The organism is candidate division KSB1 bacterium (assembly GCA_022562085.1).
Lineage (GTDB): Bacteria > Zhuqueibacterota > Zhuqueibacteria > Oceanimicrobiales > Oceanimicrobiaceae > Oceanimicrobium.
This window is the reverse complement of sequence record JADFPY010000020.1, coordinates 1-23,351: the sequence shown is the minus strand read 5'-3', so window position 1 is coordinate 23,351 and position 23,351 is coordinate 1. Positions and strand designations below refer to the sequence as shown.

Below are 23,351 nucleotides of genomic sequence, written 5' to 3'. Positions count from 1 at the left end.
GCACCTGACTTAGAGCAAATTTGATGTAAAGAAGTCCGTAGTTTTTTTGCAAAACTCTGTGTGCAGGTAAAGATCGGAATGCCCTACTCCTTTTATCAGAAATTTTTCAGCTTTTTTTGCACTTTTGGAAAGTTTCTCAAATTCTCCTGCAGAAATAACCTCGTCCTGGTCTCCATGAATTAGCAAGAGCGGTATTGCAATTTTTCCGATTTGGTAGACCGGACTGATGGTTTCAAGGGCAACACCGGCGAGCTTTCTCCAAAATATTTTTACAAAAAATTGAAAGGGGAAACGGCGCAGGCCGCGAGAACGAACAGTTTGCTCTGCAAGGTAGTCGAAGTCAGCAAAGCTTGAGCTGCTAACCACTGCCTTAACCCGCTCGTCTTGACTTGCCTTTAATATTGAAGCCGCCGCTCCGATTGAGTGCCCCATTAATCCAATCGCATTTTCATCTACTTCGGCTCTGCTTAGCACATACTCCATAATTTTATCGAAATCTCGCAGCATGCGATTTAAGGAAGTAAGTTCGACCGGATCACTGTCACCATGTCCGCGCAGGTCGTATAGGATTATGTTGAAACCAGCTCGATTCAGATACTCAGCCTGCGGCAACATCTTTTCTGAGTTTCCACCCCAACCGTGGGTCAAAATAATCGGCGGCGCTTTAGATTTTTTTGAAGCATTTTGGACCGGAATAAACCAACCTTTTAAAGTCAAACCGTCGCTTACAACTGAAAAATTCTCAAATGGTAATTGGTGATCGCCGGGAGTTTTAGTTTTTGACAGATTAACTGGCTTAAGACTGTCCGCTGCTATGTACCACGAAAACCCGATAATAAAGATACTTATGAGAAATATAATGGGAACTAAAGAGAAGAGAATTGTTAGAAGCATAAAAGATAAATCTACTCTTGAACTTACTTTGAGAATTCCCTTTTTAGAAACTCACCGGTATACGATCCTTTGGTTTTTGCCACCTGTTCTGGAGTTCCTTCAGCAATAATCCGGCCACCACCATCGCCGCCTTCCGGGCCTAAGTCGATAATATTATCGGCTGTTTTAATGACGTCCAGATTGTGTTCAATGACGATAACGGTGTTTCCTTTGTCAACCAACCGGTTCAGGACTGAGAGAAGCATTTTGATATCTTCAAAATGAAGCCCGGTAGTCGGTTCATCCAAGATGTAAAGGGTTTGACTGGTACTGACTTTGGAAAGCTCGGTTGAGAGCTTCACGCGTTGTGCTTCGCCGCCGGACAGTGTGGTGGCCTGCTGGCCCAGGTGAATGTAGCCCAAGCCAACGTCGAAAAGCGTCTGCAGCTTTCTTTTGATTTTGGGAATATTTTCAAAAAATATCAGCGCTTCGCTCACGGTCATGTCCAACATATCGGCAACGGATTGACCTCTGTATTTGATTTCGAGAGTCTCCCGGTTGTAGCGTTTACCCTTGCAGATTTCACACTTAACGTAAACATCCGGCAGAAAGTGCATCTCGATTTTGATAAGACCATCCCCTTCGCAAGCCTGACAGCGTCCGCCTTTAACGTTAAAGCTAAAACGTCCGGGTTTGTACCCACGAATTTTGGCTTCGGGAAGCTGGGCCAGCAAATCACGAATGTAAGTAAAGAGTCCGGTATAAGTTGCCGGGTTGGATCGTGGGGTACGCCCAATCGGCGATTGATCAATATCAATAACTTTGTCGATAAACTCAAGTCCGGAAATTTTTCCATATTCAAGCGGCGCTTTCTTGCTGCGATAGAAATGCTTGGCCAGGATGCGATAAAGAGTTTCATTTATAAGGGTGCTTTTGCCTGACCCGGAAACACCGGTCACGCAGTTGAAAATCCCCATTGGTATTTTCACATCGACTTTTTTAAGATTATTACCGGCAGCTCCTTGCAATGAAAGAAAATTTTCATTGCCCTTTCGGCGTTTCTTGGGGACGGGGATCATTCTCGTGCCGGCCAGGTATTGCCCGGTGAGTGACTTTTTATTGGCTAAAATATCTTTAGGTGTGCCGGTTGCCACAATATTTCCACCGTGGGTCCCAGCTCCCGGTCCCAGGTCAACTACGAAGTCCGCCCTTTCGATAGTTTCCTGATCATGCTCAACGACAAGGACTGTATTTCCCAAATCACGAAGCTTAGTCAGGGTATTAAGAAGCCGCTTATTGTCACGTTGGTGCAGGCCGATGGAGGGTTCATCCAGAATGTAAAGAACGCCAACCAGCTGTGACCCAACCTGAGTCGCCAGGCGAATACGTTGGGCCTCACCCCCGGAAAGGGTGCCTGCCCTGCGATTTAAAGTCAGATAGTCCAACCCGACATTCACTAAAAAACCAAGCCGATCGCGGATTTCTTTCATAATTTGCCGGGCGATTTCCTGCTCGCGTTTATTGAGTTTTAGTTTAGCGAAGTATTCGTGAGCAAACTTGATAGACATTTCGGTGACCTGTTGGATATTCTTGCCGCCAATCCGCACCGCAAGCGCTTCTTTCCGCAAACGTTGCCCATTACAGTCCGGACAGGATTTGACGTTCATAAAAGACTCGATCCAGGATCGAACGTGATTCGACTCTGTTTGTTTGTGTCGCCGCATTAAATTCGGAATAATGCCCTCGTAAGTGCTGGTGAATTCCGCATGCGTCTTTCTGTTTTTTGATTCATACTGAAAACGAATTTCTTCGCCATTTGAACCGAACAGCAAAATCTTCTTTTGAGAGGCGTCGAGAGCCTCCCACGGTTTATCCATATCAATTTCGTAGTGTTGGGAAACCGCCTGCAATTGATTTGAATACCAGCCGTCTTCACTAACGGCCCATTTGGACAGGGCGCCTTGCCGTAAAGAAAGTTTTTCATCCGGAATAATTAAATCAGGATCAACTTCCATGGTGGTACCGAGACCGTTGCAAGATGAACAGGCGCCATATGGACTGTTGAAAGAAAACATGCGCGGGGCAAGTTCTTCATAGGAAATGCTACAATCAACACAGGCAAAGTGCTCGCTGAAAAGCAGCTCTTTTGATGCGCCATTCTGCTTGCCATTCAACACGTCGATGAGCACGATTCCAGAGGCAATTGTCAGCGCGGTTTCAAGCGACTCAGCTAACCTGGATTCAATCTTGGAACTAACCACAAGACGGTCGACGATGATTTCAATATTGTGCTTTTTGTTTTTTTCCAGTTTTATCTCATCTGACAGATCATGGACCGTGTCATCAACCCGCACGCGGACGAAACCATCCCGGCGCGCGCCTTCAAAAACTTCGCGATACTCACCCTTTCGGCCGCGAATAACCGGAGCCAGAACCTGAATTTTGGTATCCTGCTCCATACCAAGCACCGTATCGACAATCTGCTGAACGGTTTGCCTTTGGATCGGTTTGCCGCAGTTGTAGCAGTAAGGTTTGCCGATCCTTGCAAACAGCAATCGCAGGTAGTCGTAAATTTCAGTAACTGTGCCAACGGTTGAACGGGGGTTCTGGCTGGCCTTGCGCTGCTCAATCGAAATCGCCGGCGACAATCCCTCGATATAATCAACGTCCGGTTTTTCCATCAAGCCTAAAAATTGACGGGCATAAGCAGACAAGGACTCTACGTACCTGCGCTGACCCTCTGCATAAATGGTATCAAAAGCCAGCGATGACTTACCTGACCCGGATAGGCCGGTAATTACCACCAATTTGTCTCGGGGAAGTTCAAGATCGATATTTTTTAGATTATGCTCTCGTGCGCCTTTTATAATGATTTTATTTGACATTTTTGGGTGGTTAAATCTAAAAAAGTTAGTCTACAACCGATCGCGTTTAAATAATTTATGGTAGAGTTTGTTGAGAGTGATAAGAAATGCCGTCAATAATAGCACCAATTAGATAGGCAAAGCATTTCAACTCCTTTAAAAGTTATACCCTGATTGTCTTGGAATAATAAAACGATCTCCGGCTATCATCTTTCTTAAAATTAATTTGCGTTTTGAAATAATATTTAGTATAGTTGCATATATGATACTAAAAAGAGTGGTTATTGATACTTGTATAATTGAGTCGTCGCTTCGAAGCAAATTTGGTGCAAGTTACCAGCTTTTGAAAAATGTTCATACTCATCAATTTAGATTTGGGATTTCGGTTTCATTATTTTTAGAATACGAATACAGAATCGAAAAACTTTTTATGGAAGGTATACTAAAAATTTCCGAAAAAGCTAAAAATTCAATTCTTAAAGCCCTCGCATTCTACGGAGATGAGGTGCCCATATACTACAAACTTAGACCTAACCTAAAAGATGAAAACGATAATATGGTATTTGAATGTGCTGTGAATTATAATTCTGATTTTCTTATTACTCATAATGTTAAAGACTTTCATAAAGGAGACTTATCTGCTTATCAATTAAAGATTATAACCCCACAAAAATTTCTTCAGGAGGTACGCAATGGCTAAACTACAACTTCGTTTGCCGGAATCAATTCATAATAAAGTTAGAAGAATTGCTAAAAAAGAAAAATTGTCTATAAATCAGTTATTAGTCAATTCAATTTCTAGTGAGATTATACGATACGAAACTATGAAATTCTTTGAGGATCGTTCAAAGAATTTTAATGAGAACGATTTTCTAGACGCTTTAAAGCAGATTCCTGAAATCGAGCCCGAAGAACAGGACAAATTTAATATTGAACGTTGAGCAAAAAAATATATAGCTCTTAAAGCGGCAGTGCTCAGTGATGCAAGGGTTCACGGCATGTCACCTGCGAATTCGCACAAAACCTTGACAGAAGAGTGAACTAACTTACTCAAACTACAGCCCTTGCATCCACTGCAGCAACTTGATATGTGACCTTGGCATACTGAGAACCAGAATATTTTCTTCTATTGCCAGACGGCGTATATCTTTCAACATATTTTTGAATGTATCCTTCTTTGGACAAGAGGAACTTTAGAAAATCAATATTCTGATAATTACAAGTTTCAGTTTCTTGGAAAGAAGGTATTTTTTGTTGGCTTAAATACCCCTGCATCGTATTACGTCTTTGGTCTTAGACACATTTTCACTACTCTTCCATCTTCCAGAATGCAATCCCCCCCGCCTGTTTACCAACCTCCGCGGTCGCAACATGTTTGAGTTTCTCTAAATCGAACACATCAACCGCGCCGGGCTCACCGCCCTTGCCTTCAACAGAGACAAAGGCGTAACGGCTGTCTGGGGAAATGACGACCCCGTGCGAAACTTTGCGGCTGTTAGGGATTTTAGCCAGTTCCTTGCCTTTTTTCAAATCCCAGATACCCGTCGCGCCTTCCGACTTGTAACTTACCACCAGTATTTTACCATCGTTGCTCACTTCAAGGTTGTAAGGACCCTTCCCGGTCGGAAATCTGCGGGTGATTTTCCAGTCGATCAGATCGACCTCGACGACTTCGTTTGCGCCGTTGTTTGCCACATAAACCTGCGGCTTAGTCGGATGAGGGTAGACCCAGGTCGGTTTTGCCTTAGGTTTACCGTGTTGCATTGCCTCCTTACCGGCCATGTGATGCTCATTCGCACTCGATTCTCCAGCTAAATATAAGGTGCGGCTTACTTCAAAAGACATAGCGTCAATTTCATACAACTCATCGGTCATCATCGCCACTGAGTAATGCCTGAGGCCATCGGGTGACAGGCGTGAGCCATGCGGCATAACGCCAGTTGTAACACGATAGACTTCTTCCATGGATTCAGGATCGACAATAGAGACCGTGCTTGGCACATGGTCACCGTGGAGGTTGAAATTCACTACGTAGAGAAATCCAGTCGCAGGGGAAATTTGCATGGTCGCGGGAAACAAATCGAGTTCGACCCGGGCAATCATTTCATCGGTGCCGGTCTTAAACTTGTAGACATGACCATAAGGTTTGCCATGTGCCATGGAGAGGTACCAGTACTCACCATCCGGGCTAATGGTCATGCCGTGCGGCCCTTCGATCTCCACCGGCCAGACGCCAACGGGAATGCGCTTTTCCACCGAGGCGGTCTTACCTTCAAATTTAACGACCGCAACTTCATCCTCAGATTCAGCAGCAACATAAACATAATACTTCTTCGCCTTAGCCTCAACATTCACGCCAAAGCATAAAAGAATTAAGGCCGAAAAAATCAAATAAACTGCTAATTTTTTCATCAGTTTGTACCCTCTTTTTTCTTTTCAACAATCCGTACAGCCCAGAGTCCGCTGTTCATGTCGGTGAAGAAAATCGTGCCTTTGTGCGGCTGAGGACCCCAAACCATCGGTGCGTTTGGAATGCTGGCATCGCGGTGCATCGGTAAAAACCAGCCGATCTCTCGGCCTTGTTTATAAAGATCGCCCATGAGGTCTCCTGACACATCCACCACTCGCACGCCGCCGTTGTAAAATGCGGCATAGAGCATATCATCCTCAACCCAGAGGTTATGGGAGCCTGATTCGGGAACTTCGTAGCGGGCCGTTTCTTTGGGATTTAACGGATCGGTAAAATCCACGAAGTGAATCCAGCCGGCGGCAATTTCCGGTATTTTTTTATTCGGGCCGCTCAAACCATAAGGAAAGGCTTCATCACCGGCAAGCACATAAAATTTTCCAGTTTCTTTATTTAAATAGGGAAAAGCTGCGTGATTCCAGCCGCTGGCATATTCATAACCTGCGAATTGAATCGGGTTGGTGGGTGAACCGCCCCCCATAAACGGCGAGCTGATCTCCGGGCTGGCGGTTTCACCGAATTTCCGGAATGGTCTGCCGGCAGTCACCCCGCCGATATCCACCAGTTGCAGCCCGTCCTGCCAATTAGAGGAGAAAGCGATTCCATTTTCAATCCAAACATCATGAACCCCGTGTCCCGGCGTTTGCAGCTCAAACCGGGAGACCCGGTAGGGTTTCGCCGGGTCTTCAATATTGATAATATCATATCGAACACTGTTGTTGACCGCATAAACGTGCTTATCATAAATAAACACATTGTGCACCCCGCCTGTTAGTTTGTCATCAAATGTTGAAATGATTTTGACGTCTGCCGGATTGCTAACGTCCAAAATAACCAGGCCATTTTTTCGGTTAGAAGCGCCTTCGCGGCTTATCACGGCGATCTTGCCATCTTCCGAGACCTTGACGTCATTAATCGTGCGCGCATCCACACGAACCGTATCGATGGTTTTCATATTGGCCGGATCAGTGACATCCCAAAAATAAGTGTCTCCCTTTGCACCCCAGGTTCCGGTGACGGCATAATCCCGGCCGTCCGCGCCTTCCCACACCCAGAGGTCGGAGGAGTAAACATCCAACACTTCGCCGTGACCAACCAGCTCGAGCTTTGTGTTAAGATTCCGCGCCTTTACGCGAACGGTCTGCCGGTCAACAAATGGACCGGAGTGAGCTATAACCGTGTAAGTCCCTGGCGTCTCGGCGACAAACCTGCCGTCCTGTTCCATAAGAGCCGAAGCGGGTGTGCCACGCTTTTGCTCCGGCTTGCCAATGACCGAGTAGCTGACGGGTGCATCTTCGATAACTTTTCCCAAGCCATTTCTGGCAACCGCCTTAAATTGGATAACGTCTCCGGTGCGGGCTTCTTTCATATTTGCAGAAAGTTCCAGTTTCTCAACCGGATTTGCCAAAACTTTTATATTAATTTCGGCTTTAATATCTTCGACTTCAGCCTGTAAAGTCACAGAGCCGGTTTTATGCGCTGTTATACTGCCAAAATCGTCAATAGAAACTTTCTGCGGATTGCTGATTGTCATTCGAACATCGAGCCCTTTGCGCTCAAGACCGGCCTTATCCCAGACTTGCGTTTCAATTACAATGGCAGTTCCGGTATAAATATGATCGGGCGGATTAACAAAAGTGATCTTTTCCAGCGCCGGGAACGCCACATCAACCGGTATTTCGCCTCTCATACGATTTTCTCTTTTTATCGTAACCGTTCTCGCATTGACTTTAAAAGTACCCGGACGATGCGCAATGACCTTGGCGTCAACGCTGCCGCCTTTGACACGCCTCGGCAGAATTTCAACAGACCTCCGAGCAGCGGCGCCGCGGGCAAACAGAATGAACGGCATTTTGTGAACCTCTCCGGCTTCATTTAATAGTTGAATTTTTACAATGACAGTATCGCCAACTCCAAGTTGAATGGACTCCGGTTCAAATTTAAATTTCAGTTTAAGTGAATCCTCCTCTGCATCCTGGCTCCAAAGAGATGAGTTGACTATGAACATTGTCGTTAGTGCCACAAGAATGAAATTTTGTTTAATCCTATTCATGAATTCCTCCTGATTTTGATGGAACAACTGAATGATTTTTTAAAAAAAATTTAACAAGAAAATGAAAAATTTGAACAGCAAGTCTAAAATTTTTGATGAGTCCCATTTAGAAAGGTCTATTCTTCAAAAAACTTTGCGATCTTTATTTCGAACCCAGCCAATATCTCATCTCCAACTAAAGAATCATTTTCAGTCAACTTTTGCACATCAGTTTCAGATCTGTAAACCGTGCAACAGCGATTCTTTGGATCAATCAGCCAGACCCATTTTACGCCTATGTTTAAGTACTCCTTAATTTTTTCGTCAATTTCTTTCCTCACCTCGGTTGGAGAAATGATTTCCACAACTAATTCAGGAGCGACTTCAAGAAAACCTCTCTTAGGTCTTTCGGGATGTCGATTTTTCGAAATAAATAAAACATCAGATCCCCGAACGCTGTCGGGATTTCGGCGAGTAAATATGCCTGTTTCACCGGTTAAGACCCAACCAAGTTTTTTTTGATCGGCGAAAGCCTTTAGTTCATAGACAATTATCGCCTCGATAAAACCATGTTCCCCTCCTGTCGGACTCATTGGCACTATCCTCCCTTCCACCAGTTCACAAGGACCGATGCCCGGCATTGCTAAAAGCTCCTCTCCGGTAATGAGTTGAGATTCGATCAACGATGGCATTGAACTCATAATTATCACTCCAAATTTAAGATAAAACAAAATAGATAAATGAGCATCAAAAGTCAAGAAAAGTAATCATCGATAAAAATTCATTTTCCCGAAAATTTTTCTTGACTAGGACAATTTATTTCCTTATAATCTCGATGTAAGTAAACACTCACTTATTATAAAGAAATGGCACGCCCACTTACCAAAAAAACAGACGTCATCGATGCCGCCCTTGCGTTGTTTATGAGAAAAGGTATCAAGGCCACCACCACCCGTGATATCGCCCTCCGTGCCGGAATTTCCGAAGGCACTATCTACCGGCATTTTCAAAGTAAAGAAGATCTTGCCGAAAGTATTTTCGAGGACAATCTGGACTATTTCTGGAAATACTTAAAAGGTTATCTTAAAAACACCAAAAACACCGAGGAGATGCTGCAAGCATTTGTCGCCGGTTTCTTCGAATTTTCCCGTCGCGAACAGCGAAGTTACGGTTTCATAATCGCTGCCCATCAGACGGAATTGAAAAAACATTCCCGTGAAAAAATGAAGCCCAAAGAAATGCTCACCAAGATTCTGCGCTTGGGCCAGAAAGAAGGTATCTTCAGGAAAATGGACTTAAAATTGGCGGGCGCAATGGTCATGGGCACAATCATGCAAACGATTTTCTACCTCAAAAATGGCCGCATCGCAGTCAACTATGACGATGTCATCGAGGAGGTGACCCAAACCTGTTTAAGAATGGTAAAGAAATAAAAGTAAATAACGATACTCTTAATGATAGCTAAATTATTTTTAAAAAGGAGGTGAGAACATGACCTATATCATCGCTGAACCTTGCGTTGATGTTCTGGATAAAGCCTGTGTTGATGTTTGTCCAGTAGATTGCATTTATGAGGTGGAAGACACCGAACTCTCGGAGGGTGATGAAGCTCATATGGCAATGCTCTACATTCATCCGGAGGAATGTATCGACTGCGGCGCCTGCGAACCTGAATGTCCGGTCGAGGCCATCTTCCCCGAAGATGAATTGCCCGACAAATGGAGCAAATACACCGAATACAACTACGTGGCATTTGGCTGTTCACCCCCGTAATTAAATTTTACCAAGATACTTTTTCAAGCCACCTTGTTTCGAAATGCGAATGAGGTGGCTTTTTTTATTGGGGTGTTCAAGCTTTAAAGCTTGCCAATAGCTTTACCAAACCTCTAATGTTAGTAAAGTTTGATTTTCTCCAATTTCCTTCATATTTTTCGGTAACCAAACTCATTTCTTTTAAAAATTTAATCCATGCGTCAATATCTCATACTTGGGGTCGGCATCATTGCCATCTCCTCGGCATCGATTTTAATTAAACTCTGCGCTGCCCCCTCCATGGTCATCGCCATGTACCGGCTCGCCTTCGCCTCTCTTTTTTTCATCACCACCGCTGGCGTAAAAAAAAATAACCCCTTGCAGGATTTCCATAAAAAAGACCTCGCTCTGGCATTTTTTTCCGCCCTGTTTCTTTGTGTGCATTTCGCAGCCTGGATCACATCTTTGAGCTACACCTCGGTTGCAAGTTCGGTCGTTCTAGTCTCAACTTCACCGGTTTTTGTCGCCATCGGCTCAATCTTTTTTTTGAAAGAAAAACCCGGCAAACTGCTTATTTGGGGCATTGCCTTCACGCTAATTGGTGCGGTGATTCTAAGCTATAAGGAACTCGGAGTCGGTAAAAACTCTGTTTTTGGAAACGCATTAGCCCTGGCCGGCGCAATCGGAATCGCCGGGCACTTTTTAATTGGAAAAGTCCTCCGCGCTCGCATCGACACCTTTTCTTATGTAACGGTCGTTTACTCAATCACCGCTCTATTTCTAATTTTAATCAGCGGGTTCCTGAGAAACTCATTTTTTGATTACAATGCAAATACGTATTTGCTATTTTTCTTAATTGCGTTTGTGCCGCAGGTCATCGGACACACGACATTGAATTGGGCATTGAAACTTTTTTCAGCAGCTACAGTTGCAGTCATTACTTTAAGCGAACCGATTGGCGCCTCGATCCTGGCTTTTTTTCTTTTAGGAGAAAAAATAACCGGCATGCAATCTCTCGGAGGACTTGTAATTTTGACAGGTGTGGCTTTTGCTCTCCGAGGCGAAATCAACCACAACCGTCGCGCAAGTGGCAAGTAGTAGCGCAAGTGTCCACACTTGAGGAGTTCTTTAAAAACGTTTCTTACACATTAAGAATATTTTATATCTTTTAATTTGCAATTCTTAATTCATAATTTGTAATTCACAATTAATCAACCTCATGGAAATCGTTCTTTTAGGAACAGGCGCAGCCCTGCCCACAAAATCCCGTTTGCCTTCCGCAACCGCTCTAATTCGACTTGGAGAAATTCTGTTATTTGACTGCGGAGAAGGCACGCAAATGCAGTTTCAAAAAGCTCAGCTCAAACCGGGAAAATTGACCCGCATTTTCATTTCCCACTTTCACGGCGACCATTTTTACGGTCTGATTGGGTTCATAACTTCTTTGCAGTTAGGTGGCCGTATAAAGCCGCTGTTTTTATATGGTCCAAAAGGACTCGCCGAATACATGGGTTTTATGCAGCGAATTTCTGATTTCAGACTTGGCTATCCAGTTACCATTTGTGAGGTTGAAAATGACCGGGAGGAAACTATTTGGGATTTTGACGAATATTCAATAACGGCTTTGCCTTTAGAGCATCGAATTTTAACTTTGGGATTTAAACTCGAGGAAAAACTCAAGCCCGGCAAATTTGACGTCTCAAAAGCAGAACAGTTGGAGATTCCTGACGGCCCCTTGAGAGCATGCCTACAAAATGGCGAGTCCATTGTTTTACCAAATGGCAAGGAAGTAAAACCAGCTCAGGTTTTAGGCCCGAAACGTCCTGGGCAAACAGTTGCTATCTGTCTCGATTCCAGGCCGTGTCAGAATTCAATCGAGCTTGCCCGAAATGCTGACTTGCTGATTCACGAAGCCACATTCGATGATTCCCGAAAAGAACGTGCTGATGAAACGTACCATTCAACCGGCTCACAAGCTGCGCAGATTGCCAAAGAGGCGGAGGCCAAAAAACTTTTACTAACCCACATCAGCGCTCGTTACGAGAAGAATGATGAAGAAGAATTCCTGACGCAGGCTACAAAGATTTTCCCGAACACAATTCTTGGCCAGGATTTAATGCGAGTGCAGGTTTAAGACAAATTAATCGCCACGGATGAACACGGATTTCCACAGATAAATTGAGTTAGAAAATGAAAAGACTGATGTTAGCCTTGACTCACTATTTAAAGTATAACTCATAAATCAGTGTTTCATCCGTGCGAATCCGTGGCTAAATTTTCTTTTGTGAAATTCTGCTTCCCATTTTTTCTATATGAAAAATAAAATTCAAACAATCTTTTTTGATGCGGGCAACACGCTCATTTTTCCGGATTATTTTGTCATTCAAAAAGTATTGCGCGAATTTGGAATCAAGGCAACCGTGGCCAAAATCAGGCACGCGGAATATGAAGCTTTGGCCGAATCGCAAAAGGCAAAAGGAACTCAGTCGTGGAATGTTTATTTCGGCATCTGGCTGAAGATGGCCGGCGCTAAAGAAGAAAATGTGAAAGAAATTTATGCCCGGTTGTGGGAGAAAAATAGGCAAAAGAACTTGTGGAGTCTCGTTGAAGAGAGCGCCGTCGAAACGCTCGCTGAACTAAAAAAGCGGCAATATAAATTGGGGGTAATTTCCAACTCTGATGGCAGCATCGAGAAACTTTTGACCGATTGCGGTCTTACCGAATATTTTGATGCAATTGTTGATTCGTCCGTGTTTGGAATTCGCAAGCCGGATGTGAAAATTTTTGAATTTGCTCTCAAAAAGATAAAAGCCGACCCCGGCGAATCATTGTTTGTCGGTGATTCCTATGAAATCGACATCCTGGGCGCTGAGAATGCCGGGCTGACTTCAGTACTATTTGACCCGCTAAAAAGGTTCGACCCTTTAAAATGTACTAAGATAAATGAGTTGAGTGAACTGCTTCGGCTTTTGTAAAATCTGCGACAACCGTAGGGACAGTCGCGACTGTTCCCTACCGGTCGTTCAAGCTTTTGCCTTGACTTTCTCTCCTTCTTTTAATAATTTCAGACCGAATTCTATTGAACGGACGGGAGGATAAATGAAGTCATATTTTCTGATTGAACCGGGCTCAATTGAGCTGCGTGAAATTCCACTTCCAATCCCTAATAAAGGCGATCTCATCGTGAAAATAGAAGCAGCTTTGACTTGTGGAACGGATCTGAAAGCCTATCGTCGCGGTCATCCCAAAATGCCCATGCCGACCCCCTTTGGTCATGAGTTCTCCGGCCGAATCGTCGATGCCGGATCCAGTTCGAACGGCTATCACGAAGGCGATGCCATTATGGGAGTTCCGACTGCGCCCTGCGGCGACTGCTACTACTGCCGGCGTCGATTGGAAAATTTGTGCCCCCTAACCATGCGCGAATGGCTGATGGGCGCCTATGCAGAATATATCAAAATTCCCCGCCGCATCGTTGAAAAAAATATGTTCATTAAACCCGCCTTTCTCTCATTTGAAGAAGCCAGCTTTTTAGAACCATTGGCCTGTGTTATCCATGGTATCGAGCCCTTGCATATTTTTCCTGAGGATACTGTGCTGATCATCGGAGCAGGACCCATTGGACTGTTACATGTTTTAATGGCAAAGATTAAAGGCGCTCATAAAATAATTGTCGCCGGCAAACATGAACAAAAGCTGCAAATAGCGACAGAGTTGGGCGCAGATTTTGTCATTAACACCGTAACAGAAAATTCTGTTGAGACGGTTCAGGAGATTACAAAAGGCTACGGAGCGAATTGGATTTTCGAATGCACCGGCCTCCCCCTGGTTTGGGAAGAGTCGATATCGCTTGCTTCCAAAGGGGCAACAATCATACTTTTTGGCGGCTGTCCTCCGGACACGAAAATCATGGCGGATACCGCCCGCTTGCACTATGATGAAATCTCTCTAATGGGTTCTTTTCATTACACCCCAGGAGACGTCGAGATAGCCTATCAACTGCTCGTTGAAAAACAAATCGAAGTCAGCAAGCTCATTACGGCTAAATATCCTTTAAACGACCTCCGTAAAGCCTTCGATTTGCTCCTCGAGGGTAAGGGCATTAAATACGCCATCCGGCCTTAATCAGAAAGCGCTGCCATGCAAACCTCCATTCTTTTTGAAAAGCAAAAATCTTTAGGAGCAGAATTCGGGGACTTCCACAATTGGCAGCTCCCCAATTTTTACACCTCGGTGAAAGAAGAATACTCTGCCGCAAAAAAGGGCGTGGTTTTGATGGACCGTTCTTATTTCGGGCAAATAAGAATTTTTGGAAACGACCACGTTGATTTACTGCATCGCCTGTCCACCAACGAGGTGCGCACCCTGAAACCGGGCGAAGGCCAGTTCAATATTTTTACCAACGAAAAAGGCCGCATTGTCGACCGGGTGATGCTATTTAAATTTGAGAACGAAATGCGCCTGCTCATAACCTCAGGCAACGCAAAAAAAATAACTGACTGGATCGAAAAATATATTTTTATCGAAGATGCGAAAACTGAAATTCTTTCGAATAGGGGAGTGATCTCAATTTTTGGTCCAAAGTCGTTGGAATTTTTAAGCAAGCTGTTCGACGTTAAATTTGATGACCTTTTGGAATGTCACTTCAAAGAAATCGATTGGAGCAATCATATGGTGCAAATCTCCCGGACAGATGAACTCGGTTTTAGGGGCTTTAATTTGATAACCGAAGGGAATGCTTTGAGCGGACTGTGGGATCATTTAATTGACTCGGGTCGTCGAGTGGGTCTGAAACCGATGGGAGAAGACGCTTACGAAACCTTGAGAATCGAATCCGGCTGGCCGGTTTACAGCAAAGATTTTGATGAAGAAATCAATCCGCATGAAACAAATATGCTGCCGTATGTGAATTTCGATAAGGGGTGCTATATCGGTCAGGAAGTGGTGGCACGACTCGATACTTATGAAAAAGTGCAGAAACATTTAATGGGTATTGTGCTGGAAGATGACACCCAGCCAAACGAAAAAGATCCGATTTTTATGGACGACCGGGAAGTCGGGTATATCACCAGCGTAACATACTCATTCGATTTAAATAAAAAAATAGCTCTGGGATATGTGCGGACGAAGTTTATTGAAGAGGGAGCAAAGGTGCAGATTCGTTCAAGTGAAAAAGAAATTAGTGGAAGACTGGTTAAGTTGCCTTTTAAGATTTAACGTTATCGCTCTTAAAATCATTTCGACCGAGTCCTTCGATTACACTCAGGATAAACTCCGCGAAGTGAGAAAACTTGTTACTTCAACACTTAAAAAAGTAACTCTTTGAATTAATGAAAGCCATCAAACTCCACACTCTCCAGGACATTCGCCTTGAAGAAATCCCGATTCCTGAAATCGGTGGTGACGAAGCCCTTGTACGCATGAAAGCCTGCGGCATTTGCGGCAGCGACACCATGGACTGGTACGTCGAAAAAAAGGCGCCGTTTTATCCCGGGCATGAACCGGCCGGGATTATTGAAGAAGTCGGCAGTGAAGTTTCAGAGTTTAAAGTGGGTGACCGGGTTTTTGTGCACCACCACGCGCCCTGCTTTGACTGCAAGTTTTGCCGAAAAAAGCAGTACTCACTCTGTCCAACCTGGAAAGCTGCCAAAATCGACCCGGGCGGCCTGGCGGAGTACTTTCGGGTTCCTGCTGTAAATCTGCGCGGCGATACTTTGAAACTCCCGGACGCCCTCTCATTTGAAGACGGCTCCTTAATCGAACCCACGGCTTGCGTGGTCAAGTCGTTTCGAAAAGCCGGCTTGAAAAGCGGTGACACTATTTTGGTCATCGGTTTAGGGGTCATGGGGCAGATGCATATTTTGCTCGGCCGGCACATTGGCGCCAGGCAAATTATCGGCGCAGATCTGGTTCCTTATCGTCTCGAAAAGGCTCAGGAATTCGGCGCGGATGCCGTGATAAATGTGGCTTCGGAAGATTTAATTGAAAAAGTAAAAAGCCTGACTCGAGGTCAAATGGCGGATCTGGTTATTATCGGTCCCGGTTCGATAAAAGCGATGGCAGCCGGTTTATCGTGTGTCGGGAAAGGCGGCACAGCGCTGTTTTTTACCCCGACTCCGGACAACAAATTTTTGCAAATCAATCCGTTTCATCTATATTTTAATGAAATCAATCTGATTTTTAGTTATTCCTGCGGCCCAAATGATACCCTGGAAGCCTTGGAATTAATCGAGCAAGGGGTAATCACGGCTGAGAAACTGGTCACACACAAGTACACTTTAGATAAAGCCAAAGAAGCGATTGACAAAACCATTGAGGCAGGCGAATCGCTGAAGACCCTGGTGGTGAATTAACTTGTGAGCGGTTATCAATTGCACCGCGCCGAGGAGCGAGAAGCGATGTCCGAACAATACTTGTTTTGCGCTCTTCGCTTCTCTGTTCACGCTCCTCGTTAATTCTGTGCACGAGCGGCTCAAATTTAAGTCAAAGTTAGATATTTATGTCTTCTAATAACTGCGAATACCCCAAAATCAGATATGTCGACGCAATCCCGGTGCAAACCGAGCGTGGGCAGATGTTTAGTTTGCGGGATCCTGGCGGCATTGCAACCGATATGATTCTTCTTTCTCCGGATGTTTATTATTTGCTGCAATTCTTCGACGGCAGTCATTCGAAACTGGATATTCGCAATGAATACCATCGTGCGTTCGGGAACTTTCTTTTTGAAGAGCAGCTCTCGGAAGTCCTGCGCAATTTAGATGCACAACTCTTCCTGGACAATGATAACTTTGTTCAAAAACGCAAAGCGATTGAACAAGCGTTTCTCAACTCTCCTGTTCGTGAGGCATCTCATGCAGGACAAAGCTACGAATCGGATCCAGTAAAACTCAGAACTCAGCTCGATCAGTTTTTTAAAAATCCGGAGGGGGCAGGCCCGGTTACGGCAAAGGACAACGGCCAAGCGCCAAAAGGTTTAGTTGCCCCACACATTGATATACGCGCCGGCGGACCGTGTTATACATATGCCTATAAAGCCCTGGCAGAATCCGAAGATGTTGATTGCTTTGTTATTTTAGGAACCGGTCATTCCGGTTTGGAAAATCTGTATTCGATCCTGGCCAAAGATTTCGAAACTCCGTTTGGCAGGGCGAAATGCGATTTGGAATTTATTGAAACTTTAAACTCAAATTACGACACCCACCCCAATGAAATTTTGCCGCACAAGAGTGAGCACACCATCGAGTTTCAGTTGATTTTCCTGCAGCACCTTTTTCAAAATAAACGCGATTTTACCTTTGTTCCAATTCTCTGCTCCTTCTCTTATCACATGTTAAACGGTTCTGCCTTTCCAAGGGAGAAGAAAATCGTCGAGAATTTCTCACGTGCCCTCAAAAAGACCATCGCTGAATTTGGCAAGAAAGTCTGTCTGATTACGAGTGTTGACTTTTCCCACGTCGGACCGCGGTACGGCGATCAAAGCCCGACAGACACCGCGTTTTTGAACCGGGTTGAGCAAGCCGATAAAGAGCTGCTCGCAAAAATTGAATCACTCGATCTTAAAGGTTTCCAGCGGTCGGTCGAGAAAAACCAGGATTGCTATCGGGTCTGCGGATTCTCACCAATTTATACTCTTTTAAAAACCATTGATGCAAAACGAGGCGCCTTACTTAATTATTCAAAGACTCAAGTAGACGAACACAACTCGACGGTGACTTTTGCCAGCATGGTATTTCATTAAGCAGCCCAAACGATGAACTTTAAAACCAAACCCAAAACTCAAGAGACAGCACCAGAATTTTTTCCTGAAGGGTATATTAAAAAGGCGGTCAAAATCTTAAAATTAGTAAGCGAGGAAAGCAAGCTGCGAATTATGCTCCTGCTTGCCAAGAAAGGACCTTTAACGGTAACGGAAATCGCTACAACATTAGAAATGAATCAGTCAACCGTCAGTCATCATTTTTCACTCCTGCGAAACGCCGACCTGGTAACGACCCGGCGCGATGGCAAGAATATCTATTACGACGTTAATGACCCGCTTTGGCGTGAGATGGGCAAGCAGTTTTTTGACTACCTGCAAAAAGGGGACAATATCCATTTTCTGGGGAAATTCATTTTGAAGCGATTAAGCAAGTAAAAATAAATTGAAATAAAATAAATTTGAAATTTTATTTATTTTAGGTTATCTTTTTAAAAAAAGAAAATGAAATCCATTCTTCTTCGATCGATGAAAAAATTGACCTTTAAAATATATAATTTTCTATGCCATTTCCCCAGAGCTTGGTTGGTTGCTTTTATTATAGTGTTTTCTCTTTTTGGGATTACATGCCAGGCACCAACTCAAAAGAAAAAAGTCCTGGAAAGAAATGACGCTGAGCAACCTGTTATTCGCGTTGGAGTTTTGCAGGGCCAAACACAAGTTGACTTTAGAGTCGAAGGGAAAGTTAGTTTCGTTAACAGCAAAGGAGATTTTGCCTTGAAGGGGTTGCAAGGCGGTCGCTGGAAAATCGAAGCAATCGATTCCAAACCCGCGGAATACGTTTACCGGCTGGCGGTGGGGACGAGAAAAAACAGATCCGAGGCAGAAGAGGTTGTCAGGTTTGCCAAAAACAAGGGCCTTGATGTTCATAGCAATAAAATTGCGACGACCCATTTATCGATTCCTTACATTCACAAATCTGTGTATCAAATTGTTTTAGATAAAAAATTTATTAGCGAAAGCGATGCGAAAACCTACCAAAGCAAGATTCAAGGAAAAACCAATTCGGAAATAATAAAAATTCCCCAAAACGACTCTGAAGGAATTCTTCGCTTCACGAACCTTTATAACAACTATAGTTTCGATTCACCGGGGCCGATCCGGTTAAGCGCCTCACAAATTCAATTAGCTGATGTGGAAGTGGGCAGCGGCTTCCACTGGGAGACAACGGAGCACCGGACCTATGGGGGGGCCTTCGAGTTTTTGTTGGATCAAGACGGCATGATAACGGCCATCAACGAACTCTTTTTGGAAGACTATCTCAAAGGTGTCGTTCCCTCCGAAATGCCGGCGGGATTTCCATACGAATCACTAAAAGCCCAGGCAATCACCGCCCGTGTTGAAGCGGTTTCCAAAATTGGTTTAAGACACCCTTTTGAGCCGTTTGATTTATGTGATGAGGTACACTGTCAGGTCTATAGCGGGTTGTCAAGAAACGCGGAGAGAGCAGACATGGCGGTCGAGAGCACGCGCGGCATATTTATGATTCATCGAAATGAAATCACCGAAGCGTTTTATGCCGGAGTTTGCGGCGGGCATACGGAGAATAATGAGAATGTCTGGCTAATCAACGCGAAAAAGTATTTGCGCGGTGTTTTGGATAGAGACCGGAATCGTTTAAGTACGCCGCTAAGCGAAGAAAGCAATGTTAGAAAATGGATAGACAGCAGCCCGGATGTGTATTGTAACAGCGCACGCAAAAATGGCCCGAAGTCAATTAATTACAGCAAAAAATACTTTCGCTGGCAGGTCGAATACAAACGTCAGGAGTTGGAAAAAATCATTCGTGAAAAAACCGGCGAGAATTTTGGAGAGTTAATAGACCTCGTACCGCTCAAAAGAGGCGTTTCGGGCCGCCTAATTGATCTTGAGGTTGTCGGTACAAAGAAACGATTTATAATAAACAGGGAACTTCCGATCAGACAAGCGCTTTCAAAAAAGACGTTATACAGCGGTTGTTTTTATGTTAAGAAAAAGGGCAGATCGAAAGGCTTGACACACACATTTATTTTAAAAGGGGCCGGATGGGGACACGGAGTTGGCATGTGTCAGGTTGGGGCGGCAAGTATGGCCCACTCCGGAAAAAAATTCGATCAAATCTTAACTCATTATTATCAAGGAATTTTTCTTCAGAAACTTTATAATTGATTTGTTAATTTTTGCGGGATTAAAACGATATATAGTATAGGGGTTCGGCATTTCTTAATGATTGGAAGTATTTCTTGATACGTTTTGTTCTGAATTCAGAGAGAACAAAACACTCTTAAGGAAACTACTAAAAATATAGAGAAGCACAAAGTTGAATTAAGATTTCACTTGACAGTATGAAATTATTTCTGTATTGTATAACCAATAAAATTCTCGGTTCGAATTTTTATTAGGACGAGACATCCAAACCTGTGGAGAATTTTAAATGTTGATTGCAGTAAGAGTCGATCGGGTAACTTTAGATGCACACACGAACCGGTTCGTCGTTATATTGAAGGATGATGTTAACAATAAATGGCTGCCAATTGTAGTCGGAAATACGGAGGCTCAGGCCATTGCTTTACAGTTGGAGAATGTTTCTCCCCCCCGGCCTCTGACTCACGATCTAATCAAGAGCCTTCTCGAATCAGTTAAAGCAAAAATTTCCAGGGTCGTGGTAAGCGATCTGCGGGAAAATACTTATTATGCCGTGCTCAGCATGAAGTTAAATGGCCAAAGCACTGATATCGATGCCCGCCCAAGTGATGCCATTGCCCTTGCACTTAGAATGCATGCCCCTATTTTTGTCTCCGATGAAGTCATGTCTAAAGCATCAGTGGATGACAAAGAAATCGATGAGGAGGACATTGCTGCAGCAGCCCCGGTTGACGCACTCGACCGCCTGGAGTTGGATATGAAAAAGGCAGTTTCAGACGAACGGTATGAAGACGCCGCAAAACTCCGTGATGAAATTCAGGAATTAAGAAAACAGCGTGAAGATTAGCGGAAAGCAACAAATGCTTTACCCTACTTTTAGGCGTAACCGACATTCGGTTACGCCTTTTTTTATTTGGTTTTTAGTTGGCAATCAAACTATTAATTACTAAATTGCTCTTTATCCTACCCCTCAACGCTGTAATGATTCTTGCCGGGGTAGTCTCGCTTCCGCATTCGAAAACCACTTAACCTGCATCGCATATAGGGAAATTTTGTGAACCATTCGGACAGAAACCCGCCGCAAGACGGTCCCGAGACCTCAATACCCCCCTGGCGCTGGATACCCACTCTGTATTTTGCTGAAGGCCTGCCCTATGTCCTGGTTATGATGGTTTCGGTTATCATGTACAAAAAATTAGGGATATCAAATACTGAAATTGCTCTTTACACCAGCTGGCTTTATCTTCCCTGGGTTATCAAGCCGCTTTGGAGTCCCCTGGTAGACAATCTCAAAACTAAACGGTTCTGGATCATCCTCATGCAGGTCATCATCGGCGCGGCTTTGGGCGGCGTGGCGCTGACCATTCCAGCTGCGGGTTTTTTCAAATACTCCCTGGCATTTTTTTGGCTGCTCGCTTTTAGCTCGGCGACACACGATATCGCTATCGATGGATTTTACATGTTGGGACTTTCGAAACACCAGCAAGCGTGGTTTGTGGGGGTTAGAAGCACGTTCTACAGATTTGCTATGATCTCCGGTCAAGGACTCTTGATCATCCTGGCGGGATATCTGGAGAGCATCACGGGTTTACCGACTGTTACGACGCATGTGGTTGCCACTCCTGGCATTGAGATTAGAGAAGACGCCAATCTTGAACCTGAATCCATGCAGGCCGCGCCAGGCGAGCACCGGGTCATGCTCTTGGCGTCTCCTTCTACGCTCAACATTGCAACTGCCCTTTTAAGCCGTGACAAGGCCGACTCAATCATCAATTATGCGAAAGAATCGAACAGGAAAAATGGCTTTTATCGATCTGCCGCTGAACAACTTCCAGTTAAATCTACTAAAGAATCATCGTGGTGGGATAGATTAGTTGTCAGTAATCTTGAAAATTTCTTAAAAAAATATTTTGGTCCCGAAGAAACCAGTGCATCGCAAGAAAATCTGGTAGGCAACGTTGGCCTCTTATATTTTCGATTATCCAAAAGGCCGGAAAATGTCGACCGAGTTGTGGTTAATTTCGGGCGGGAATCCGGGGACAGCAGCCTGAAATTGCTGGAAGGGGATCATTTTGTTTTCACGCAAGACAACTGGAACAAACCGTTTACCGCAGTGATCCAGTTAGACCCAAAGCTTACTACGCAGTCAGAAGCGATATTCAGAGCCCGGGCTGGGAATATTCCTCTATCCTGGTCGTTTACTTTTTTAGGGGTGGCTGGTTTGTTTCTATTGTTTTTTCTCTATCACAAGAGGACCTTACCCTATCCTGCCAGCGACGCCGCCGGCAGCTCTGCCAGCGGAAAAAGCATTTTAGCCGAATTCTTAAATACATTCGTGTTGTTTTTCAAGAAAAAAAATATCGGCTTAATTTTGGCATTTCTCATGTTGTATCGCTTTGCCGAGGCACAACTCGTTAAACTTGCGGGGCCGTTTTTACTGGATGCCCGTGAGATCGGAGGCCTGGCGCTGACCACCGGCGAGTTTGGCTTCGTTTATGGAACAGTCGGAATTATTTTTCTAACGTTGGGAGGCTTACTGGGCGGCTTTCTGGCCGCAAGAAACGGCTTGAAATATTGGCTCTGGTGGATGCTGCTGGCCATTAATCTTCCTGACGCAGTTTATGTTTATTTATCTTACACTCAACCCGACAATTACTGGATCATCAATCTTATGGTGGCTTTGGAGCAATTTGGCTACGGTTTTGGCTTCACAGCATTCATGCTCTACATGATTTACGTGTCTGAAGGGGAACATAAGACCGCCCACTTTGCCATTTGCACCGGATTCATGGCCCTGGGAATGATGATCCCGGGCATGTTTAGTGGCTGGCTGCAAGAGATCATCGGTTATCCACATTTCTTTTTTTGGATCATGATTTCAACCATTCCTGCCTTCATCGTAACGAGGTTGATTCCTGTTGATCCGGAGTTTGGGAAAAAAAACTGAAATGATAAATAAAATTATCTTATATATAATTCTTAATATATAAAATACACCGACAAAAATATAAAATAGTTATATAAAATCCAAAAATATTGGAATTTATTCTAAATAACAGTAATAGATCCAACAAGCAGAACTAAAGTAACCGGCAGAGGAGTAAAAACTTACAAAATTTACTAATAGAAGTGCCTACTTTGTTGTTCGTTTGATTTACTACATTGATTGCGTTTATTTTAAACATAATGTACCTTAAAACGCAATAGCTAGTCAGCTACTTAACAGGCAGATATTCAAATTATTAAAACTTTAATGAATGAAAATTATGAATTTTTTGCAATCAAAAGTAAAACTAAACAAGAAGCATTTTTTTTCAGATATATTGAACAAGAGTATGATTTAATTCTTAAACATTTACCAACCAATCTTTGTAAATTGGAGCACTTTTCCTCTGAAAGTAAAATGAGCAAAAATTCAGATGATGTTTGCTATGGACGCGGTACAAATTTTGTGGAGAAATTCCAATAACATTGTCAAATTTT

22 protein-coding genes are annotated in these 23,351 nt (G+C 44.0%); 16 read left to right on the top strand and 6 right to left on the bottom strand.

The window, feature by feature from the left end:
* Positions 1 to 9 precede the first annotated feature (9 nt).
* Positions 10 to 894: an alpha/beta fold hydrolase gene (locus IH879_03460; GenBank protein MCH7673989.1), complete on the bottom strand. Its 885-nt coding sequence runs from the start codon at positions 892 to 894 to the stop codon at positions 10 to 12.
* 23 nt (positions 895 to 917) lie between these two features.
* A complete protein-coding gene (gene uvrA, locus IH879_03455; protein MCH7673988.1) occupies positions 918 to 3,758 on the bottom strand; it encodes an excinuclease ABC subunit UvrA in 2,841 nt (946 codons plus the stop codon).
* 205 nt (positions 3,759 to 3,963) lie between these two features.
* Between uvrA and IH879_03450 the strand changes: the two genes are divergently transcribed.
* Both IH879_03450 and IH879_03445 read left to right on the top strand, forming a co-directional pair.
* Positions 3,964 to 4,437, top strand: coding sequence for a putative toxin-antitoxin system toxin component, PIN family (locus IH879_03450; protein ID MCH7673987.1), 474 nt, complete (start codon positions 3,964 to 3,966; stop codon positions 4,435 to 4,437).
* Positions 4,430 to 4,678 carry a toxin-antitoxin system HicB family antitoxin gene (locus tag IH879_03445; GenBank protein MCH7673986.1) on the top strand — a complete coding sequence of 83 codons (249 nt, stop codon included), beginning with the start codon at positions 4,430 to 4,432 and terminating at the stop codon, positions 4,676 to 4,678. The genes IH879_03450 and IH879_03445 overlap by 8 nt, the downstream gene beginning before the upstream one ends.
* 109 nt (positions 4,679 to 4,787) lie before the next feature.
* On the opposite strand, the gene IH879_03440 is transcribed toward IH879_03445, so the two are convergent.
* From IH879_03440 to IH879_03425, 4 genes are all read right to left on the bottom strand, one after another.
* On the bottom strand, positions 4,788 to 5,012 hold the full coding sequence (locus IH879_03440) for a hypothetical protein (protein MCH7673985.1): 225 nt from the start codon (positions 5,010 to 5,012) through the stop codon (positions 4,788 to 4,790).
* Between the two features lie 33 nt (positions 5,013 to 5,045).
* Positions 5,046 to 6,149, bottom strand: a complete 1,104-nt coding sequence (locus IH879_03435; protein MCH7673984.1) for a YncE family protein — start codon at positions 6,147 to 6,149, stop codon at positions 5,046 to 5,048.
* A complete protein-coding gene (locus IH879_03430) occupies positions 6,149 to 8,257 on the bottom strand; it encodes a hypothetical protein (GenBank protein MCH7673983.1) in 2,109 nt (702 codons plus the stop codon). Before IH879_03430 ends, IH879_03435 begins: the two co-directional genes overlap by 1 nt.
* Positions 8,258 to 8,373: 116 nt before the next feature.
* Entirely contained in the window at positions 8,374 to 8,937 is a 564-nt protein-coding gene (locus IH879_03425; GenBank protein MCH7673982.1) for a Uma2 family endonuclease, read from the bottom strand.
* A gap of 165 nt (positions 8,938 to 9,102) precedes the next feature.
* On the opposite strand from IH879_03425, the gene IH879_03420 reads away from it, so the two are divergent.
* From IH879_03420 to IH879_03355, 14 genes are all read left to right on the top strand, one after another.
* Positions 9,103 to 9,669: a TetR/AcrR family transcriptional regulator gene (locus IH879_03420; GenBank protein ID MCH7673981.1), complete on the top strand. Its 567-nt coding sequence runs from the start codon at positions 9,103 to 9,105 to the stop codon at positions 9,667 to 9,669.
* A 58-nt stretch (positions 9,670 to 9,727) separates the two neighbouring features.
* The gene (locus IH879_03415) at positions 9,728 to 10,009 is read left to right on the top strand and encodes a ferredoxin family protein (GenBank protein ID MCH7673980.1); all 282 of its coding nucleotides are present in this window, start codon (positions 9,728 to 9,730) and stop codon (positions 10,007 to 10,009) included.
* A gap of 195 nt (positions 10,010 to 10,204) precedes the next feature.
* Positions 10,205 to 11,086 (top strand): DMT family transporter, encoded by an 882-nt coding sequence (locus IH879_03410; protein MCH7673979.1) that lies wholly within the window; start codon positions 10,205 to 10,207, stop codon positions 11,084 to 11,086.
* A 121-nt stretch (positions 11,087 to 11,207) separates the two neighbouring features.
* On the top strand, positions 11,208 to 12,122 hold the full coding sequence (gene rnz, locus IH879_03405) for a ribonuclease Z (protein ID MCH7673978.1): 915 nt from the start codon (positions 11,208 to 11,210) through the stop codon (positions 12,120 to 12,122).
* A gap of 178 nt (positions 12,123 to 12,300) precedes the next feature.
* Positions 12,301 to 12,963 carry an HAD family hydrolase gene (locus tag IH879_03400; protein ID MCH7673977.1) on the top strand — a complete coding sequence of 221 codons (663 nt, stop codon included), beginning with the start codon at positions 12,301 to 12,303 and terminating at the stop codon, positions 12,961 to 12,963.
* 124 nt (positions 12,964 to 13,087) lie between these two features.
* Positions 13,088 to 14,113, top strand: coding sequence for a zinc-binding dehydrogenase (locus IH879_03395; protein ID MCH7673976.1), 1,026 nt, complete (start codon positions 13,088 to 13,090; stop codon positions 14,111 to 14,113).
* 15 nt (positions 14,114 to 14,128) lie between these two features.
* A complete protein-coding gene (locus tag IH879_03390) occupies positions 14,129 to 15,205 on the top strand; it encodes an aminomethyl transferase family protein (protein ID MCH7673975.1) in 1,077 nt (358 codons plus the stop codon).
* Between the two features lie 113 nt (positions 15,206 to 15,318).
* Positions 15,319 to 16,341, top strand: coding sequence for an alcohol dehydrogenase catalytic domain-containing protein (locus tag IH879_03385; protein ID MCH7673974.1), 1,023 nt, complete (start codon positions 15,319 to 15,321; stop codon positions 16,339 to 16,341).
* A gap of 146 nt (positions 16,342 to 16,487) precedes the next feature.
* Entirely contained in the window at positions 16,488 to 17,726 is a 1,239-nt protein-coding gene (gene amrB / locus IH879_03380; protein MCH7673973.1) for an AmmeMemoRadiSam system protein B, read from the top strand.
* A 12-nt stretch (positions 17,727 to 17,738) separates the two neighbouring features.
* A complete protein-coding gene (locus tag IH879_03375) occupies positions 17,739 to 18,122 on the top strand; it encodes a helix-turn-helix transcriptional regulator (protein ID MCH7673972.1) in 384 nt (127 codons plus the stop codon).
* A gap of 339 nt (positions 18,123 to 18,461) precedes the next feature.
* A complete protein-coding gene (locus IH879_03370) occupies positions 18,462 to 19,892 on the top strand; it encodes a SpoIID/LytB domain-containing protein (GenBank protein ID MCH7673971.1) in 1,431 nt (476 codons plus the stop codon).
* A 265-nt stretch (positions 19,893 to 20,157) separates the two neighbouring features.
* Entirely contained in the window at positions 20,158 to 20,715 is a 558-nt protein-coding gene (locus tag IH879_03365) for a bifunctional nuclease family protein (protein MCH7673970.1), read from the top strand.
* Positions 20,716 to 21,033: 318 nt separating this feature from the next.
* Positions 21,034 to 22,815 (top strand): MFS transporter, encoded by a 1,782-nt coding sequence (locus IH879_03360; GenBank protein MCH7673969.1) that lies wholly within the window; start codon positions 21,034 to 21,036, stop codon positions 22,813 to 22,815.
* Between the two features lie 306 nt (positions 22,816 to 23,121).
* On the top strand, positions 23,122 to 23,337 hold the full coding sequence (locus IH879_03355) for a hypothetical protein (protein MCH7673968.1): 216 nt from the start codon (positions 23,122 to 23,124) through the stop codon (positions 23,335 to 23,337).
* Positions 23,338 to 23,351 lie beyond the last annotated feature (14 nt).